This window comes from Pseudomonas sp. NFACC25, assembly GCF_900100935.1.
Classification (GTDB): domain Bacteria; phylum Pseudomonadota; class Gammaproteobacteria; order Pseudomonadales; family Pseudomonadaceae; genus Aquipseudomonas; species Aquipseudomonas marginalis.
In genome coordinates, this window is sequence record NZ_FMUC01000009.1 from 52,808 (window position 1) to 69,665 (window position 16,858).

A 16,858-nucleotide genomic window follows, 5' to 3' on the forward strand; every position below is an offset into this window, starting at 1 on the left:
AAATGTTGCGGTCAGAGTTGCGGAGTGTCTTCCGGCGGCTTGGTTTTATCCACACCCGGCACATGCAGATTACCTTCCACCACCTGGTTACCCTCCAGCTGCGGCTGGGTCACCCAGGTCAGGATGTCGTAGTAGCGCCGGATGTTCGCCACGAAGTGCACCGGCTCGCCGCCCCGGGCGTAGCCGTAGCGGGTCTTGCTGTACCACTGCTTCTGCGACAGGCGCGGCAGCATCTTCTTCACGTCCAGCCACTTGTTCGGGTTCAGGCCTTCCTTCTTCGCCAGGATTCGCGCGTCGTCCAGATGGCCGGTGCCGACGTTATAAGCGGCGAGGGCGAACCAGGTGCGGTCGGGCTCGGCGATCTTGTCGTCCAGCTCGTCCTTGATCTTGGCCAGGTACTTGGCGCCGCCCATGATGCTTTGCCTGGCATCCAGGCGATTGGACACGCCCATGGCCTGGGCGGTGTTCTGGGTCAGCATCATCAGGCCGCGCACGCCGGTCTTTGAGGTGACCGCCGGTTGCCACAGCGATTCCTGATAACCGATGGCCGCAAGCAGGCGCCAATCGACTTTTTCTTCCTTGGCGTAGGCGCGAAAGTGCTTCTCGTATTTGGGCAACCGCTGCTGCAAATGCTGGGCGAAGGTGTAGGCGCCGACATAGCCGAGTACATCGACGTGCCCGTAATAGCGGTCTTTAAGGCGTTGCAGGGTGCCGTTCTTTTCCACCTTGTCCAGGTAGCTGTTGATTTCGTTGAGCAGGCTGTTGTCGTCGCCGGCGGCCACGGCCCAGCTCTGGTTGCTGGCATTGCCGAGGTCGAACGCCACCCGTACGTTGGGGAAGTACACCTGGTTCATCGCCACTTCGTTGGAGTCCACCAGGGTCAGGTCGATTTGCCCCTCGTCCACCATGCGCAGCAGGTCGACCACCTCGACGGCATCGGATTCCTCGTATTCGATGGCAGGGTTCTGCTTCTTAAGCGCGGCCAGTTGTTCGGCGTGGGTGCTGCCCTTGAGCACCATGATCTTCTTGCCCACCAGGTCCGCCGCGTTCGTCGGGCGTGACTGGCCGTTGCGGTAGATGATCTGCGGGGTGACTTCCAGGTAAGGGTGGGAGAACCGCACCTGTTGCTGGCGTTGCTCACTGCTGACCAGGCCGGCCGCGGCGAGCACCGGGCCGTTGGGTTTGCCCAACTGGCCGAACAGGTCGTCGAGGTTGTCGGCGGTCTCGATTTCCAGCTTCACGCCCAGGTCATCGGCAAAACGCTTGACCAGTTCGTATTCGAAACCGGTTTCACCGTTGCGGTCCTGGAAGTAAGTCGCCGGGCTGTTTCGGGTAATCACCCGCAATACGCCATCCTCCTTGATTCGCTCGAGCGTGCTGGGTTTATCAACACAGGCGCTGAGCATCAGGAAGAGTCCGGTGACGATGAGCCATCTGGCGCATCGCGGGCGCAAAGCAGTTGGGGAGAACATCTGCGCAGTATACGCAAACGGCCCACGGCGCCATATCTCGACAGCGGCGGACTTGTCTGCTAGCGCCGCCAAAACTGTGCTGCAGCCCGCAGAAACGTGGCTTGGCGCCCGATTGTGACGGTTAAAATAACTGCGCGGAATGCCTTGGATAACGCCCCGATAGCGTGCAAACCGTGTTAACTGACGTTCGGCAGCCGCCAGCGGTGCCGTTTCGGGTGCCGTTGGCGATGGTTTACGCTAGAATGCACGGCCTCAAAGCACACCCCTTCCCGAGGCTGTCCCGAAGATGTTGATCCTGCGCGGCGCTCCTGCCCTTTCTGCCTTTCGCCACAGCAAACTCCTTGAACAACTGAGCCAGAAGGTTCCAGCGGTTACAGGCCTGTATGCTGAATTTGCTCACTTCGCCGACGTTACCGGCGTCTTGACCGCCGACGAACAGCAAGTGCTCGCACGCCTTCTGAAGTACGGCCCAAGCGTTCCCGTTCAAGAGCCGACCGGCCGCTTGTTCCTGGTTCTGCCACGGTTCGGCACCATCTCGCCCTGGTCGAGCAAGGCCAGCGATATCGCCCGCAACTGCGGCCTGGAGAAGATCCAGCGCCTGGAGCGTGGTATCGCGTTCTACGTCGAAGGTGGGTTCAGCGACGCCGAGGCCGAGCTGATCGCCAGCAGCCTGCACGACCGCATGACCCAGATCATCGTCAGCCAGCTGGAACAGGCTGCCGGCCTGTTCAGCCACGCCGAACCCAAGCCGCTGACCGCGATTGACGTGCTGGGCGGTGGCCGCGCTGCGCTGGAGAAGGCCAACACCGAGCTGGGCCTGGCCCTGGCCGAAGACGAGATCGACTACCTGGTCAACGCCTTCACCGGCTTGAAGCGCAACCCCCACGACATCGAACTGATGATGTTCGCCCAGGCCAACTCCGAGCATTGCCGTCACAAGATCTTCAACGCCAGTTGGGACATCGACGGCGAGAGCCAGGAAAAAAGCCTGTTCGGCATGATCAAGAACACCTACGTGATGCACAGCGAAGGCGTTCTGTCGGCGTATAAGGACAACGCCTCGGTGATCGTCGGCTCGGTTGCCGGCCGTTTCTTCCCGGACCCTGAAACCCGCCAGTACGGCGCGGTGCAGGAGCCGGTGCACATCCTGATGAAGGTCGAGACCCACAACCACCCGACCGCGATTGCCCCGTTCCCGGGCGCAGCCACCGGTTCCGGCGGCGAGATCCGCGACGAAGGTGCCACCGGCCGTGGCGCCAAGCCAAAGGCCGGCCTGACCGGTTTCACCGTGTCCAACCTGCAGATCCCGGGCTTCGAACAGCCATGGGAAGTGCCGTACGGCAAGCCTGAGCGCATCGTGACGGCGCTCGACATCATGATCGAAGGCCCGCTGGGCGGCGCCGCGTTCAACAACGAATTCGGGCGTCCGGCGCTGACCGGTTATTTCCGTACCTTCGAACAGTCCATCACCACCCCCCGTGGCGATGAAGTGCGCGGCTACCACAAGCCAATCATGCTGGCTGGCGGCATGGGCAACATCCGTGAAGAACACGTCAAGAAAGGCGAGATCCTGGTCGGCTCCAAGCTGATCGTGCTCGGCGGCCCGGCAATGCTGATCGGCCTGGGCGGCGGCGCGGCTTCCTCCATGGCCACCGGCACCAGCTCGGCAGACCTCGACTTCGCTTCCGTACAGCGCGAAAACCCTGAGATGGAACGCCGCTGCCAGGAAGTCATCGACCGTTGCTGGCAGTTGGGTGACAAGAACCCCATCAGCTTTATCCACGACGTCGGCGCCGGCGGTTTGTCCAACGCCTTCCCGGAGCTGGTCAACGATGGCGACCGCGGTGGCCGCTTCGAACTGCGCAACATTCCAAACGACGAGCCGGGCATGGCCCCGCACGAAATCTGGAGCAACGAATCCCAGGAACGTTACGTACTGGCGGTCGGCCCTGAAGACTTCGCGCGCTTCCAGGCCATCTGCGAACGCGAGCGTTGCCCGTTTGCCGTGGTCGGCGAAGCCACTGCCGAGCCGCAACTGACGGTCACCGACAGCCACTTCGGCAACAGCCCGGTGGACATGCCCCTCGAAGTGCTGCTGGGCAAGGCCCCGCGCATGCACCGTTCGGCGGTACGTGAAACCGAGCTGGGCGATGATTTCGACCCAAGCGCCCTGGACCTGGCCGACAGCATCGAACGTGTGCTGCACCACCCGGCCGTGGCGAGCAAAAGCTTCCTGATCACCATCGGCGACCGCACCATCACCGGCCTGGTGGCCCGTGACCAGATGGTCGGCCCATGGCAGGTGCCGGTGGCCGACGTTGCCGTCACCGCCACCAGCTTCGACGTCTACACCGGTGAAGCCATGGCCATGGGCGAGCGTACGCCGCTGGCCCTGCTGGACGCCCCGGCGTCGGGCCGCATGGCCATTGGTGAAACCCTCACCAACATCGCCGCGTCGCGCATCGGCAAGCTGTCCGACATCAAATTGTCGGCCAACTGGATGTCCGCTGCCGGTCACCCCGGTGAAGATGCGCGTCTGTACGACACCGTAAAAGCGGTCGGCATGGAGCTGTGCCCGGAACTGGGCATCACCATTCCGGTGGGCAAGGACTCCATGTCCATGGCCACCCGTTGGAACGATGAAGGCGTGGACAAGAGCGTCACCTCGCCGCTGTCGCTGATCGTCACCGGCTTTGCGCCGGTCACCGACATCCGCCAGACCCTGACCCCGCAACTGCGCATGGACAAGGGCACCACCGACCTGATCCTGATCGACCTCGGCCGTGGCCAGAACCGCATGGGCGCCTCGATCCTCGCGCAAACCCACGGCAAGCTTGGCAAACAGGCGCCGGACGTGGATGACGCCGAAGACCTGAAAGCCTTCTTCGCCGTGATCCAGGGCCTCAACGCCGACGGCCACCTGCTGGCTTACCACGACCGTTCCGACGGTGGCCTGCTGACCAGCGTGGTCGAGATGGCCTTCGCCGGTCACTGCGGCCTGAACATCGTGCTCGACAGCGTTGCCGAGGACGCCTCTGAAATCAACGGCATCCTCTTCAACGAAGAGTTGGGTGCAGTGATCCAGGTTCGCCAGGACGCAACCCCGGACGTACTCGCACAGTTCAGCGCCGCTGGCCTGGACGACTGCGTGGCGGTGATCGGCCAGCCGATCAACAACGGCGAGATCAACATCTCGTTCAACGGCGACACCGTGTTTGCCGGCCAGCGCCGCTTGCTGCAACGCCAGTGGGCCGAGACCAGCTACCAGATCCAACGCCTGCGTGACAACGCCGACTGCGCCGAGCAGGAATTCGACGTGATCCTGGAAGAAGACAACCCGGGCCTGAGCACCAAGCTCAGCTTCGACGTCAACCAGGACATCGCCGCGCCGTACATCAAGAAAGGCATCCGCCCACAGGTTGCCGTGCTGCGTGAGCAGGGCGTCAACGGCCAGGTGGAAATGGCGGCCGCGTTCGACCGCGCCGGCTTCAATGCGATCGACGTGCACATGAGCGACATCCTCGCCGGTCGCGTTGACCTCAATGAGTTCAAGGGCCTGGTGGCCTGCGGTGGTTTCTCCTACGGCGACGTATTGGGTGCAGGCGAAGGCTGGGCCAAGTCGGCCCTGTTCAACAGCCGTGCCCGCGACGCGTTCCAGGGCTTCTTCGAGCGCAACGACAGCTTCACCCTGGGTGTGTGCAACGGTTGCCAGATGATGTCCAACCTCCACGAGCTGATCCCGGGGAGCGAGTTCTGGCCGCACTTCGTGCGTAACCGCTCGGAGCAGTTCGAAGCCCGCGTCGCCATGGTGCAGGTGCAGGAATCCAACTCGATCTTCCTGCAAGGCATGGCCGGTTCGCGCATGCCGATCGCCATCGCCCACGGTGAAGGCCATGCCGAGTTCGAAAGCGAAGAAGCCTTGCTCGAAGCCGATCTGTCCGGCTGCGTGGCCATGCGTTTCGTCGACAACCACGGCAAGGTCACCGAAAGCTACCCGGCCAACCCGAACGGCTCGCCGCGCGGGATCACCGGCCTCACCAGCCGCGACGGTCGCGTGACCATCATGATGCCGCACCCGGAGCGCGTGTTCCGCGCCGTGCAGAACTCGTGGCGCCCGGAAGAGTGGAACGAAGACGGCGCGTGGATGCGCATGTTCCGCAACGCCCGTGTGTGGGTGAACTAAGGCGGTGTACAAGCTTGCCTTCTTTGTGCCCGACAGCCATGTGGAGACGGTGAAAGCCGCCGTCTTCGCCGCTGGCGGCGGGCGCATCGGCGACTACGACAGCTGCGCCTGGCAAGTGCTGGGCCAGGGCCAGTTTCGCGCGTTGGACGGCAGCCAGCCGTTTATCGGGCAGGTTGGCCAGGTTGAAGTGGTTGAAGAATGGAAGGTCGAGTTGGTGGTGGCCGATGCGTTGATCAACGCGGTGGTCGCTGCGTTGAAGCTCAGCCACCCCTATGAGACACCGGCTTATGAAGTGTGGCCGTTGGCGGATTTCTGATCCGCCGGCTGTAGATACAAGAAACCCGCTGGGCCAGGTTGGCCAGCGGGTTTTTTTGTGGGTGCTCATGAACCCGGTGTCAAAGCCTCAATGGCTCAGGGCGCGGGGGTCAACCCGACTTCTGCCTTCAATGCACTGATCAACATGTTTTCGTAGCTGAACCGCTTGCCCTGCATCGGCTCCCAGCGGTCGACATAAAACAGGCCATTGTGGTCGACCTTGATCGGCGTCGACACGATTTCCCCGGTGCGCGAACGATGCAGCAGGATGTTCTGCGAGGGCGACGGGCGTTCGATCAGGAACAGGCCGGGCCGGCTCAGGCGTGTCCTGTCCACCGCTACGAAGGGCGCCGGGGCTTTGGTGCCGGCAACCCCGGCGTCGAGGATCAAGTCGCTGCGCAAGGCCCTGGTGTAAGGGCTGATGCCTTCGGAAACGGTCTCCCAGGCCCCCGCTCGAATGTTCCGGGCCAGGGCCGGGGCGGTGTCCCGCACATGCAGGCTGACCGCGCCCTGGAGTTCCGCGAGGCCAGGCACGCTCAGGTGGGTGTTGGTGTGCGCGCTGCCCACGAAGGCCACCCACTTGTGGGGCCCGTGTGCGGCCTGGTCGGCGTCGATGACCTTGGAGGCGAAGTAACTGAACAGCTGGTTGCGTGAGACATCCGCGTCCCCCAACCCCTTGATGTGGTAACTGGCGGTGCAGTCCAGGGCGCGAATGCGCATGCCGTGCCTTGCCGCGATCTGGATCACTTCGGTGTAGGTATCGCTGCCTTTGTAGCCCGGCATATGGCCCCGATCCAGCTGGGTGAGGTAGCGCTTGAGGTTGTCCGGCAGCCGTTGTGTCTGCACAAATAAATCCAGCTCGTGCTGGTGCATATCGGTCAGCAGATGCTCCACGTACAGCGTCTTGAACTCCAGGTCCTTGAGCTTTCCCATGTAATCGCGCAGTAGGCGTTTGCTCGATTGCGCGTTGTGCCCTTCACCGATCACCAGTCCCGAAAACTCGCTGTGACGGATTTTCTCCAGCAATGCCTCGGGGGTGTTCGGCAGGCCCAGGACGGATGGCTCGGGCCGGGCTGACGGCACGTGGCTGGCCAGGTACGTGTCGGCATCCGCACTCAGGCGTGCGCGGGTATCCACAAACGCCCTGAAGGCTTCCTGATGCTGCGGATTCTGCGGGAAGTAGCGCGTGTCCAGGCCATGCCGTGTGCTGGTCTGTCGGACGATGCTCTCGCGGAGCGGGACGGCAATGTCGTATTCGCTGTAATGCGCGGCGGCCGCAGGCACAGCGCTGGGCGATGTTGCCGGTTCGGGGGCTTTGTACGGGGTGCGCATGGTCAATTGGTAATCGCCTCTGGCCAGCGCTTCACCCGCCAAGGGGGTGTCGATCCACACGCCCACGGGTTGGTCCGTACCCACATCCACCACGCGCAGTGCGACCGCGTCCTGCAGGTCCGCCAGGCCAGGCGTTTGCTCGAAAGTACGCAGCCGGGAATGATCCACCAGGGCCACCCAGCGTTCATCCTGCTCGTCGAGGGCATCGGCCTGAATGGCTTTGTGGGAGTAATAGTTTCTGATGCTGTTGCCGCGTGGCGTCGTCGGTGGGGTGTCGCCCATTTGCAGGGCGTCGTCCAGCAAGTACGAGGTTGAGGCATCCAGGGCCTTGATCTTCACGCCCTTTTCCTGAGCCTTGCGTACCAGGGCGACGTAGGAGTACTCGGCGTTGTCGGCCAAGCCAAAGGCTTTGTCGACGGTCTTCAGGTGCCGCTCGATGTGCTGCCAGGATTTTCCGCTGTTGAGCTTCTCCAGTTTTGGACGAAACACATCACCGGGCAGGTACTCGATATAAAGGTGTTTGAAACCCTTGCTGATCAACGCGTCCATGTGTGTGACCAGCAGCTGTTTACTGGCAATGGAGCCGGGCACCGCGCCAATGACCAGGTTCTTGTTACCGCTGAAGGCATCGCTGGCGATCAGTTGTGCAAACGACGTGCTGGCGTCCAGGGCCGGAAGCTCGGCGCGGGCCGGCAACGGGTCAAGGGTCTTGAAAAAGTCCTGGGCGTCGGTGGCCAGGCGTTCGGCCTGTTGCAGGTAAGCGGTGCGAAGGGATTTGAGTTCAATGGCGGCGCTTCCCAGGATCACGTCTTGCGAGCCGAAATCCCACTCCGACCGCAGCAGTATCCCGGTGCGCACATCCGGGTCGAGCACCAGTTCCAGTTTGTTGGCGTACTTTGCCGGCATCTCATAAGGCTTGAGCGGCTCCGGTGTGTCGGGCAATTTTTCATACTTGGGCGCGCCACCGGTGACGCCGGTGCGGCGCCAGACGCCTTGTGCATCGGGCGCGGCCACGCGAGTCGTGGAGATCAGTTTGCCGGTAGGCGGATCGAGTCGGTACAACAAATAATGTCCGATCGGGTCCGGGGTGTTCTTCGCCCAAAGCAACTCGCCATCGAACAACACCGCCTGCATGTCTGCCGGCGCCAGTGCCGGGGGTTGCAGGGGATGCACCAGTTTCAGGGCCTCGCTGGCCGCGGTGGCGCTCTGGGCGGCCTCGCGCAGGGCCGGTGTTGCCAGCTGTTTAAGGGAAACCAATGCCGGACGCAGGTCGGTGAATGCCGCGCCGGCGCTGTTCAGTACATAACCGATCAGGTGTGCCACGGCGGCGCTCGTGTCGCCTTGTTGATAGGCGTTCAGGGCCAGCATGCCGTCCTTGAACGCCAGCAGCATGCCCAGGCTCAGGCTGACGATGGGAAACGGTGCGGTAGCAATGGCGGTGACCCATTCCACGCAGGTCCAGAGGATGCCCGTGATCATCTGGGTGCGATTGGCCGTGGTGCCTTCAACGTCGTCGATCCTGCGCTGCAGCTTCATGTCGTACAGCGCCCGACGCAGATCCAGCAGGGGCGGCTGGGCGCGGGTTGCGTCATAGCGTGCCGGGCTGGTGTCGGTTTTGTTCAGGTCCTCGGGCAACTGCGCCTTGGCGGTCTCCAGAAAGGTGCGCACGTTGGCCTGGGATTGGGCGCCGACCCGCAGGGTGAAATAGGCGACCATGCCGGGCACCTTTTTCAACAGGTAGTTGAACTGCCTGGCCTCGCGAAAGCTGATGCCATCCGGTGCGTTGGGGGTGTAGAGCAGCGTCGGAAAATCAGCATGGCTGAAGAGGAAAGTGCCCATCACCCATTCGCCATTGATCAGCAGGCGATGAATGGCGTAGGTGCCGCGTGTGTCGGTGGCCGTTTCATCCATGCTGGCGATACTGCGTTCCAGCCAGGTCCAATCGACCCCGGCGATGTGGCCCTCGAGCCGGCACTCCAGGGCGGCGTTCTGCATCTGGCGCTGGGTGATGCTCAGCGTTGCATTGCGCCGCAGGTCATAGTCCGCGCTGCCGACATTCAGCAATCGGGTCCGCACCTCGCTGATGTAGCGCGCGCCGACCCAGGTGCCGGTGACCGAGCGGGCGACTTTTTCCGCGGTCAACGCGCTCAGGTCAATCCCCTTGGGGCCTTTGAATTGGGCGGCGCGGGAGAACTTCTCGTCGAGGAACCCCACACCGTCGGCATAACCGTCGCGGTACAGCTGGGTATAGGTCAGGGGCGGCGGGGTCAATGAGCCGAGCAGCGCCGGCGGTGAAAATGCCCAGACGGTGTCGGGGTCGACATCGTTCTGAGGCCGTCCCAGCAGCAGGTTCAGGCGTTTTTTTGCCTGTTCATGCAGGTAGTCGGCGAAGCTGGGAAACTGCGCGTCAGACAGCGGAAAGTCCTGGTAGGTGAGCAACGCGCCTTCGCTGTCCTCGGCCAGTTTCAACAGCTTGCGGCGGTTGTCGGCGTGGGTGGAGCGGTACCAGTTCGGGGTGCTGAACTCGTAATCGTCGACGCGGCTCGCCAGCACATGGGCGGACATGGCCTTGAGGCAGTCGGCATGGCTGCCGACGTTGCCAAAGCTGATCTCTTGGTACTCGCGGTCTTGAACCTTGAAGCTCAAGCCGCTCAACACCCGCTTCATCGCTGCGCGAAAACGCAGGGCGACCCGCTTGATCAGGTAGTCGGTCAGGGTGCCAGGCGGATGTTTTTCACCGTTGTCCAGGCTCCAGCCGAGGATGTGCTGCTGGCACGCAAGCTCAGTGTCGAAGGCCTGGAATTGCTGCTCCCGTGGTGCCTCGGGCGTGCACAGCAGCAGGCGGGTGACCGTGCCGCTGGCGTCGGTTTGGCGCAATACCCATATGTCCTGCAACTGGGCCGCATGCAGTGACAGGGTGGCGGCGCTCAGGCGCGCGTCGGTGCCCTGGCGCAGATTCTGCACCAACTGAAAGTCCTCTTCACTGAGATGACCCTGGAGCATGGCGGTATAGGCCAGCGCGTTGATCCGCTGGTCGAGCATCTGTTCGATCGCGCGGCTGAGCGCAGGCTTGGCATGCATCTGCTGTTGCAACTCACCGAACTCGATACGCGGCTGCAGGGTGGTCAATACCTGTGCCAGCCAGGCGGGGGTCAGGTCCTGATAGGCCGGCGGCAGCGGTGCCTCGTGGTAGGTCAGCGTGGTTTTGTTCAGGAAGTCCGAACCCGGCTCGGCATCACCGGCCTGCAGCCCGCGCAGGGCCAGGTCAACCAGATTGCGGTCGTGTTCGTATTCACCGATGGGGTCGACGTAGCGCCGGGTGTTGACCAGCAGGTGTTCCGGCGCCAGGTCGTGGATGTCCAGCTCATCGCTCAAGCGTTCAAGCAGTCGATAGCGGGCCAGGGCCTCAGGGGTAGCGACCGGGCCCAGCACGTCGAGCAGATCCTGGCGCGCCGCGTTATAGCTCGCCAGGTGAGCGGCGAGCGCGGCCCGCCGCGGTTCGCTGGCGCTACGATACCAGTCCGGTGCGCTGTGGCGCAGGTGACGCTCCAGCAGGCGTCGGCTGCGCCATTGCAGACGTGCTTCTAAGTCCGGCAAGGCCGCCGCGATGGCCTGGTCCAGGGCGTCGATCAGCACAGCGGCCTCGTGGGCCGGATTGTCTACCAGGCTCAAGGCGCGCTCGATGTCCTCGGTGCGCTTGTCGAGCAGGGCGTTGTAGGTGTGTTCGAACAGCGGTTTGTCGGTGATCGGCGTCAGTTGCAGCGGCCAGATGGCACCGGGCGTCACATCGCGATAACGCACGGGCAACAGTGCCATGAAGTCGCGTCGCTGCCCGGCATCCTCCAGGCCCTGGAGCACGTGCGTATTGAGTTGTGTCAGCGAGCCGAATGCCTCGATCCCGCGCGAAGGCGTGAACAGCATCACTTCCCCTACCGGCACAGCGCTCAGGTCGGTGACCACGGGGCGGGACGTTTCAGTCAGCACAAAGGCGCCGGCCAGCTCCACCGTCCGCTCCTGGTAACGAAAGCTCAGCGCATACAGGCCTGGGCGCAACGTGGCGCCCAGCGGTACACGCGCAAGCATGGCCTGTTGCTGCGGATGCAGCAGGCGGTCCTGGGTACTGACCGCCGTTTCATTGGCCAGGGCGGTGTAGCCGGCTTCAAAGGTCATGAAGGATTTGCGCGGCTTGCCGTCGATTTGCTCGTTGCGATCGAGTGCCAGCAGATAGGTATTCAAGCTGGACTTGAGTGCTTCGACTCGAGTGAGCAGATCGCCCTGGGTGATGTCCTGATAGAGCGCGCGGCTCTTGGCCAGGAACTGCTGGCGGTAACGCTTCAGGATGCCGTTGGTTTTTTCCAGGTAGGCCAGTTCGGTAGACGGTGTGTGTTCGGGCACCAGCGGCTTTTCGATCTGGAGCAGGTGGTGCCCGATCTGATTGAGGTGGCCTTTGATACCTTCAAAGGTCTGGGATGTTGTGCTCACAGGTACGCTCTCCATGCGGGGGTAAGAACCTTGAGCATGCGCAGGCGGGCCATTGGCAGGGAGGTAGATAAGTAGTTTTTTGATTGGTGGGAATGAATCTACCCGACTGCGACCTGCATGTTTCCTACAACCCTTTCAGGTTGTCCCTAGGAACTCACCTCACTAACCTTCGCCAGTCGCTGCTTATTCAGCGACCGGGACTGCAAGCCCGCCGAAACCTCACCAGTTAGTCACAAGCGCCTTTATAATTGCGGCGCTTTTTCATGGTCATCCTATGGTGGCTGTGTGCGGGAGACCTTCGGGTCTACCGAGATTTACTGGTGATTCTCGGTCTTGCAGGCCTGCACACAGCTGCCACCCATCAACTGCAAGTGATGCTGGTAGCGCTTACTTCACACCAGAGGTTTACCATGATCAAAGACAGTCAAAATCCCCCATCCGCCTCTCAACCCACCGACCAACTCTTCACCGTACTTCCCCATCTGAACAGCGAAACCTTGCTTGCCAATGCATCCCAGGACCTGGCGTCCGTGCAGGCGCTGGCGGCCCATCTGGCGTTTGATATCGACGGCTCGCAGCGTGATGCGGTGCTGGGGATTCATCGGATGGTGGAGGGGATCCAGTTGATGGTGGATCGAGTGCTGGATTTATCCGAGGTGCCTGCGCAGCAGTAATGCGGCGCCGATGAGGCCCATTCGCGAGCAAGCCCGCTCCCACATTTTGATCGGTGCCCGACTTGGCAATACGATCAAAATGTGGGAGCGGGCTTGCTCGCGATTGGCCAGTACTGTCACCGCAGTTCTATACCCCGGCGCCTACCTCACGACCACCAACCAAGCGCTCCAATGCTTCTCCCAACCCCGACGCCTGGTCACCCATCACTAGGTGCCAGACCCCGCTATCCAGCTGGCTCACACCCTGGCAACCCAACGCCGTCAGTTGCGCTTCGGACACCACCGAATCATCGCCCAACTCCACTCGCAGCCGGGTCATCGCCACCGCTTCCAGCTGGCGCACATTGCCTCGACCGCCCAGTGCGGCCAGCCATTGTTCGGCTTCCTGCACATTCACCGCAGCCGGCTTATCCACAGGCGCAGGCATTACGGGAGCGAGGGCCGCAAACCCTGGCATCGCCAACCGAATCTCATCGGCAATGCTGTCCGCCAGCGGCCCGACCACCACCTGCAAACTGCCGCCATTGCCGGGGCGAACCACGGCCATGGCGCCCAGGGCTTTCAACTCGGCATCCATGGCCTTGTTGCGGTCGACCATGTCCAACCGCAGGCGCGTGGTGCAGGCGCCCACACTGAGCAAATTGGCCGCACCGCCCAAGGCCCGGATATAAGCCGTGGCGCGCTGGTTATCAGTCATCGCTTCAGCCTGTGCCACCTGGATATCCTCACGGCCCGGGGTCTTCAGGTTGAAGCGGCGGATGCAGTAGCTGAACACGCTGTAGTAGATCGCCGCGTATGCCAGGCCCACCGGGACTACCAGCCAGCCATTGGTGGATTTGCCCCAGCCCAGCACCATGTCGATAAACCCACCGGAGAAGGTAAAGCCCAGGTGGATATTCAGCAGATTGGTCACCGCCATCGACAGGCCGGTGAGCAGTGCATGGATCAGGTACAGGAACGGCGCGAGGAACATGAAGGCGAATTCGATCGGCTCGGTCACCCCGGTGAGGAACGACGTCAGGGCCATCGACAGGAAAATCCCGCCCATCACCTTGCGCCGCTCCGGCAGGGCGTTGCGGTACATCGCCAGGCAGGCGGCGGGCAGGCCGAACAGCATCACCGGGAACATGCCGGTCATGAACTGGCCGCCTTTGGGGTCGCCGGCAAAATAGCGGGTCAGGTCGCCGGTGACGACGGCACCGGTGACGGGGTCGGTGAAGGTACCGAACACAAACCACGCCATATTGTTGAGGATATGGTGCAAACCGGTGACGATCAGCAGGCGGTTGAACACGCCAAATACGAACGCGCCGAAGCTGCCGCTCTCCATCAGCAATACGCCGAAGCTGTTGATACCGTGCTGGATCGGAGGCCAGATCAGGCCAAAGATCACTCCCAATGCAACGGCCGAGAACCCGGTGACAATCGGCACAAACCGCCGCCCGCCGAAGAACGCCAGGTATTCCGGCAGCTTGATGTCCTTGAAGCGGTTATACAGCGCACCGGCCATCAGGCCGCTGGCGATACCGGCGAGCATGCCCATGTTGATGCTGCTGTCCATCACCTTGAGGGTGGAGATCATCACCAGGTAACCAATCGCCCCGGCCAGTCCCGCCGTGCCGTTATTGTCACGGGCAAAGCCCACGGCGATGCCGATGGCGAAGATCAGTGCCAGGTTGGCGAAAATCGCCTGCCCGGCGTCGTGCATCACCGCGATGTTCAACAGGTCGGTGTCACCCAATCGCAGCAGCAGGCCGGCAATCGGCAGGATGGCGATGGGCAGCATCAGCGCGCGGCCCAGGCGTTGCAGGCCTTCTATGAATAATGGGTACATGGCGGATCTCCTTTTTCTTGTTGTTGTCAGCTCAGCGGCCAGTGGTGTTGACAGGCTTGGCGAACCGCCCTGGCGCTGCTCAGGTCAAGCAGGCCAAGGCTCAGTTGCCGGCATTGCGCCGCGTCCAAGTGACGGACGCGGTCCTTGATTTCTGCGATCTGCGGCGGGCTCACCGACAGTTCGCTGACTCCCAGGCCGATCAACACCGGCGTGGCCAACGGGTCGGACGCCAGGGCGCCGCACACGCCGACCCAACGTCCGTGTTTCGCCGCGCCGGCGCAGGTCTGGGCGATCAGCCGCAACAGCGCCGGGTGCAGGGCATCGACACGCGCGGCGAGGCCCGCATGGTCGCGGTCCATGGCCAGGGTGTACTGGGACAGGTCGTTGGTGCCGATGGACAGGAAGTCCGCGTGCTCGGCCAATTGTTCGGCCATCAGCGCCGCAGCGGGCACTTCGATCATCACCCCCAGCTCGGGGCGCTGGCTCAGTTCCAGCTCTGCACACAACTCATCCAGGCGCTGGCGAATCTGCAGCAGTTCGTCGACTTCGCTGACCATCGGCAGCAGGATGCGGCAGCGCGCCAACGGGGAGACTTGCAGCAGCGCCCGCAGTTGCTGGTCGAGCAGTTCTGGACGTACCTGGGCCATGCGGATGCCGCGCAGGCCCAACACCGGGTTGGCTTCGGCGGGCAGCGGCAGGTAGTCGAGCTGCTTGTCGCCACCGACATCGATGGTGCGGATGATCACCGACTTGTCGCCCATGGCGTCCAGCACGGCTTGATAAGCGTGGCATTGTTCCTGTTCATCCGGCGCGGTGCGGCGGTCGACGAAGAGGAACTCGGTGCGCAGCAGGCCGACGCCGTCGGCGCCGTTTTCAAAGGCCACCTGGGCCTCGGCGCTGGAGGCGACATTGGCGGCCACTTCGATGTTCACGCCATCGCGGGTTTGCGCCGGTTGTTGGGCCTGGGCCTGTTGCTGCCGACGACGCAGTGTCTGCGCGTCGCGGATCCGGTGGACTTCGGCATGACGCGCCTCGCTGGGGGCCAGTTCCAGGCGGCCGTTGCCGGCGTCGAGCACCACGCGCTGGCCGTGCGGCACATCGAGTACCTCAGCGCCCAACGCGACGACACATGGCAAGCCTTTGCCCCGCGCCAGGATGGCGACATGGGACGTGGCGCCGCCTTCGGCCATGCAGATCCCGGCAGCCTGTTGCGCACTCAGGTGCAGCAAATCCGAAGGAGTCAGTTCATGGGCGCTGACAATCGCTCCCGCAGGCAATTCGAAATGCCAGGCTTCACCCAACAGTGCGCGCAGGACCCGTTGCTGCAGGTCGCGCAGGTCGTTGGCGCGTTCGGCGAACAGCGGCTTGCCCAGGGCCAGCAATACCGCGCACTGCGCCTGGATCGCATCGCGCCAGGCGTGGGTCGCGGCGCTGCCGTGTTCGATGGCGTCGGCGGCGGCTTCCAGCAGGGCGGGGTCTTCGAGCAGGGCCAGGTGGGCGGCGAAGATCTCTTCTTCTTCGACGGCCTTGCGTTGGCGCGCCTGGTCCAGGGTGCTGCGGATTTCACCGCGCACCTGCTCCAGGGCTGCGTCCAGGCGTTGCAGTTGTTCGTCAGTGACGTGATGGCCGGGGTCCGACGGCAACTCGATACCGGCCAGCCGAAACAACGGCCCGCAGACCAGGCCCGGTGCCGCGCACACGCCCTGCAACACATCAACTTCCGTCGTTGCCCGGCGCGGCATGGCGACGACCGGTGCGTGGTGTTCTGCCTTGACGGCGGCGGACAAGGCCGCGACCAGCGCCTGCAGCGCGGCCTCGGCGTCCTTGCCGCGACAGCTCACGCGCACCTCGTCGCCTTCGCCAATGCCCAGCCCCATCAGGCCGATCAGGCTGTCGCAGGCGGCCGACCTGGCGCCGAAGTGCACCTGCGCCTGGCTGCTGAAACCCTGGGCGATCTTGCGGATCAACGCCGCCGGCCGCGCGTGCAGGCCGCCACGGTGAGTCACGCGCACGCTGGCGCTGGCTTCGGCGACGGCGTTATCCACCGCCGCTTGCTGCGCTGCGTTCGCACGCGGCACAACCTGCACCAGAGGGTCGCCCAGCCTGACGGTTTTCGCGGCCAGCGGGCGCAGTTCAAAGTGTTCGCCATTGGTGAGGATGATCAGGCTGACCAGGCTTTTGCACTGGCGGGCGATACGGTCCAGGTCAAAGCGCACCAGCGCCTGCCCATTGCTGACCCGGGCGCCGTCCTTGACCAGCAGGGCAAACCCTTCGCCGTTCAATTCGACCGTGTCGATGCCGATGTGCAGCAACACTTCGGCGCCGTTGTCGGCGCGTATCGTCAAGGCGTGGCCGGTGCGGGCGACATGGATGACCACACCATCGCACGGCGCATGCAGGCAATCGTTGAGCGGGTCGATAGCCATGCCGTCGCCCAGGGCGCCGCTGGCGAACACGTCGTCAGGCACGTTGCCCAGGGCCAGTAACGGCCCACTGAGGGGGGCGTTGAGGGTTAGTTCATTATTGTTGTTGGGCATGGGCACGGTACTCATCAGGAAAGCGCGAC

At 63.2% G+C, this 16,858-nt stretch carries 7 protein-coding genes; 3 read left to right on the plus strand and 4 right to left on the minus strand.

Annotated elements, in window-relative coordinates; translation table 11 throughout:
• Positions 1-11: 11 nt before the first annotated feature.
• On the minus strand, positions 12-1,472 hold the full coding sequence (gene mltF, locus BLQ09_RS20140; protein ID WP_027605438.1) for a membrane-bound lytic murein transglycosylase MltF: 1,461 nt from the start codon (positions 1,470-1,472) through the stop codon (positions 12-14).
• 286 nt (positions 1,473-1,758) lie between these two features.
• Between mltF and purL the strand changes: the two genes are divergently transcribed.
• Positions 1,759-5,655 carry a phosphoribosylformylglycinamidine synthase gene (gene purL, locus BLQ09_RS20145; protein ID WP_092358336.1) on the plus strand — a complete coding sequence of 1,299 codons (3,897 nt, stop codon included), beginning with the start codon at positions 1,759-1,761 and terminating at the stop codon, positions 5,653-5,655.
• A gap of 4 nt (positions 5,656-5,659) precedes the next feature.
• Positions 5,660-5,971: a YqfO family protein gene (locus tag BLQ09_RS20150; protein ID WP_092358338.1), complete on the plus strand. Its 312-nt coding sequence runs from the start codon at positions 5,660-5,662 to the stop codon at positions 5,969-5,971.
• 95 nt (positions 5,972-6,066) lie between these two features.
• On the opposite strand, the gene BLQ09_RS20155 is transcribed toward BLQ09_RS20150, so the two are convergent.
• Entirely contained in the window at positions 6,067-11,784 is a 5,718-nt protein-coding gene (locus BLQ09_RS20155) for a membrane-targeted effector domain-containing toxin (protein WP_092358340.1), read from the minus strand.
• A gap of 410 nt (positions 11,785-12,194) precedes the next feature.
• Between BLQ09_RS20155 and BLQ09_RS20160 the strand changes: the two genes are divergently transcribed.
• Positions 12,195-12,458, plus strand: coding sequence for a DUF6124 family protein (locus tag BLQ09_RS20160; RefSeq protein WP_092358342.1), 264 nt, complete (start codon positions 12,195-12,197; stop codon positions 12,456-12,458).
• A gap of 127 nt (positions 12,459-12,585) precedes the next feature.
• Here BLQ09_RS20160 and nagE read toward each other — a convergent pair whose 3' ends face one another.
• Positions 12,586-14,292 (minus strand): N-acetylglucosamine-specific PTS transporter subunit IIBC, encoded by a 1,707-nt coding sequence (gene nagE, locus BLQ09_RS20165; protein WP_092358344.1) that lies wholly within the window; start codon positions 14,290-14,292, stop codon positions 12,586-12,588.
• Between the two features lie 26 nt (positions 14,293-14,318).
• A complete protein-coding gene (gene ptsP / locus BLQ09_RS20170; RefSeq protein ID WP_092358346.1) occupies positions 14,319-16,829 on the minus strand; it encodes a phosphoenolpyruvate--protein phosphotransferase in 2,511 nt (836 codons plus the stop codon).
• Between the last annotated feature and the right edge of the window lie 29 nt (positions 16,830-16,858).

Bases quoted from the DNA above. Each gene is read 5' to 3' on its own strand.
- mltF (WP_027605438.1), bottom strand. From the start codon at position 1,472: ATGTTCTCCCCAACTGCTTTGCGCCCGCGATGCGCCAGATGGCTCATC.
- purL (WP_092358336.1), top strand. From the start codon at position 1,759: ATGTTGATCCTGCGCGGCGCTCCTGCCCTTTCTGCCTTTCGCCACAGC.
- BLQ09_RS20160 (WP_092358342.1), top strand. From the start codon at position 12,195: ATGATCAAAGACAGTCAAAATCCCCCATCCGCCTCTCAACCCACCGAC.
- nagE (WP_092358344.1), bottom strand. From the start codon at position 14,292: ATGTACCCATTATTCATAGAAGGCCTGCAACGCCTGGGCCGCGCGCTG.
- ptsP (WP_092358346.1), bottom strand. From the start codon at position 16,829: ATGCCCAACAACAATAATGAACTAACCCTCAACGCCCCCCTCAGTGGG.